This is a genomic window from Nostoc sp. WHI (genome assembly GCF_015714725.1).
Taxonomy (GTDB): domain Bacteria; phylum Cyanobacteriota; class Cyanobacteriia; order Cyanobacteriales; family Nostocaceae; genus Nostoc.
In genome coordinates, this window is record NZ_WBKM01000327.1 from 1 (window position 1) to 2,601 (window position 2,601).

2 protein-coding genes and 2 pseudogenes are annotated in these 2,601 nt (G+C 45.3%); 3 read left to right on the forward strand and 1 reads right to left on the reverse strand.

Annotated elements, in window-relative coordinates; translation table 11 throughout:
- Positions 1-754 (forward strand): annotated as a pseudogene (locus tag F8S12_RS33250) (bifunctional DNA primase/helicase); the annotation flags it as partial.
- A 78-nt stretch (positions 755-832) separates the two neighbouring features.
- Here the strand turns inward: F8S12_RS33250 and F8S12_RS33255 are convergent.
- Positions 833-1,483: a tyrosine-type recombinase/integrase gene (locus F8S12_RS33255; RefSeq protein WP_196520532.1), complete on the reverse strand. Its 651-nt coding sequence runs from the start codon at positions 1,481-1,483 to the stop codon at positions 833-835.
- A gap of 150 nt (positions 1,484-1,633) precedes the next feature.
- Between F8S12_RS33255 and F8S12_RS33260 the strand changes: the two genes are divergently transcribed.
- On the forward strand, positions 1,634-1,903 hold the full coding sequence (locus tag F8S12_RS33260) for a hypothetical protein (protein ID WP_196520533.1): 270 nt from the start codon (positions 1,634-1,636) through the stop codon (positions 1,901-1,903).
- A 267-nt stretch (positions 1,904-2,170) separates the two neighbouring features.
- Positions 2,171-2,601: pseudogene (locus tag F8S12_RS33265) on the forward strand (hypothetical protein); the annotation flags it as partial.

The following is a 2,601-nucleotide window of genomic DNA, read 5'->3' on the forward strand; positions in this document are numbered from 1 at the left end:
CGAACGAGACAATTTACCTCTATGTATGGACTGGGGCAATTACTCGGCGCGGTGGCTAGCACGTTTCAACTTAGGGTTGCATCAGATCCTTGAGCGGTTAGTCACCGGGGGCGAAGTTAATGCCAACGACCCGGAGTTAATAAATATGATGGCGATCGCCAAGAATTGTGCAACTCATGTGAAAGCAATTCTTGGGTTTACTGTCCCCTCGGAATGTGAACCGATATGGTTGCTGGCCACAATGGTAGAGCAGCTGGGGCTAAAGTTGACCTGCCGCAAGCAGGGGAAGCGCGGTGAACAGGTGAAAATTTACTCGTTATCTAAAGAGGAATTGGAATTTGCAAAACAAGTAATTGCTCACCGCCAGAGCAAACGATCGCATTGTGCGTCCGACCATTATTATCAAGCTACAATAGGGGCTGGATATGGCGTTGAGGCTGATTTATCCCCCGTATCCACCCCCCCCCATGATTGTATAGGGATTTCCCTTAATGAGGGGGGGGATACTACGGAATTTGATCCACCTCCAACAGATCGCACTACCTTACTCCATTGTGTTGAAATGCTACGAGTCGGTATTAAACAGGGGGTAGACACGATTCAGGGCATTCTCAAGCGATGGGCTGGTGATTTGCGCTGGGAAACGGTGTTGGAGTTGGAGGCGATCGCAGCAGATGAACTGCGTAAACTGGAGCAATCTGTGCCTCAATTTTATCAGTGGCTTGATGAAACAGTTCTGCCAATGGAATTGTAAATGGCTTTTTGGGAAAAATCCTTAAAGTCTTTATTTGCCATCCGTTCTGTTTAGATCGTCTTTAGTATATTTTCCGATCTAGAAATCCGTCATCAACTTAGTGTTGTTCTCAGCAGTGCTATCGCTTTTACTACCATCTCCCACCACTGGAGTCAGCATCGACAACGCCGCGATCGCACCCCGAATTTGCGACGGTTCCACGTCGAGATACTCTTGCAATTGCTCTAGGTTCCGATGTCCGCTGATTTGCTGAATTACTCTCAATGGAATAGAGGCATTGCTCATTAGCGTCAGTGCAGTTCGGCGGCAACTGTGAGTACTTGCGCCTTCGATGTCTACCCGTTTGCACCCTCTCCGAAAAATTAGTGCTGCGTAATCCTCATGCAAATGACCGCGCCCCCAGCGTCCTGGGAAAAGATAGCGATCATGAGAAACTTTGGGTTTATACAATTCCAGGTGATGCCGCAGATCATCTAGCACAGGAATTGTTCGAGTGGACAGCTTCCCCTTCGTGCTGCCTTTGCGAATGTTCAGTTCTGGCCTGACTTGCCTTCTGCTGTCATAAACATCCTGAATTTTTAGGGTGACGCATTCGGAAACACGACAGGCAGTGTACAGCATCACCGCACCGAGAGTTCTGTCCCGAACTGTGGTCAACCCCGAAGTGAATAGGCGCCCGATTTCTTCCGGCGACAATACCTTTGCCTTTCCGTGACGGTCAATTTTCACCCCTTGCACTACCCCCGATGGTTAATCATCCTATCAGCGATTAGAACCAAACAGTTTTAAGGTGATGAAAAATTGTCTAAGGCAATCCTCTAAGTGTTTAAGCCTGGGATAAAATCGTTAATAATACAAACTTACTATTAACACCAAAAAATGACTGAGCGTAATAATACCTGTAATCACAACGGCAGACCCACAGAAGCGACAAAAGAATCGCAGCAATTAGCTGAAAGATTTGCTTCATGTATTGGTGAGTTTCACTGGCGAGTTGATTATCTGAAATTTTGTGAACTTTTAGAACTCGAACCTGGCGATTATGCCGATGAGCAATACCGCTATTTTCAACAACTGGCAGAAGCGCTCACTCGATTCAATGCCGAGTCGTTGGCAAAAATGATTGATGCTGGAATTGGTAAGGGGTGATGTCTATCCAAAAAATAGATCGCACTCCTGCGCTCCAAAATGATACTGTCAAGGTAGCGATAAAGGTAGATGACCGAACAATTCGCAATTCGCAGTTCGCAATTCGCAATTGCGGACGTAATTGATAATTGATTCATTTAGGGTACAAGCCCCTAATTTCAATTATGAAAAGAAACAAAACACGTAGTATCACTATTCAACGGAACGCATTCATGCGTGGGGTATTATTAATTGCGAATGGGCGAAAAAGCGAATTGCGAATTGGAAATGACGCGCTCACCTTTATTGCGGATAATCCCGGTTTACCTAGACATGAGCCAAACAGGGAAAAACAAGAAACTGGCATCTTTTAACTGTGACCAAAAGATGTGGTCGCAGTTTATCGCCCGTTGCAAAAAAAAAGGTACGACGGCAACAGCCACGCTCACCCAATTTATCGAACTCTACCTAGATGACCTTGATAACCTTGATGCAATTGGTGGTAATGTTTTAGATAAACGCTTGGACTCTAAGATTAAGGCAAGTGTTGAGGAGTACTTGGTTACTGGTAATAATAGTCACCCCAGTCCGACCAGTGAAACGATGTTAGATATTTGCTCACGACTTGATAAGTTGGAGTCACAGTTTTCAAGTGAATCTAATAGCAACGAAACCGGAGCAATCCCTAATCTCACCGATTTATCACAAAAAATTGAACA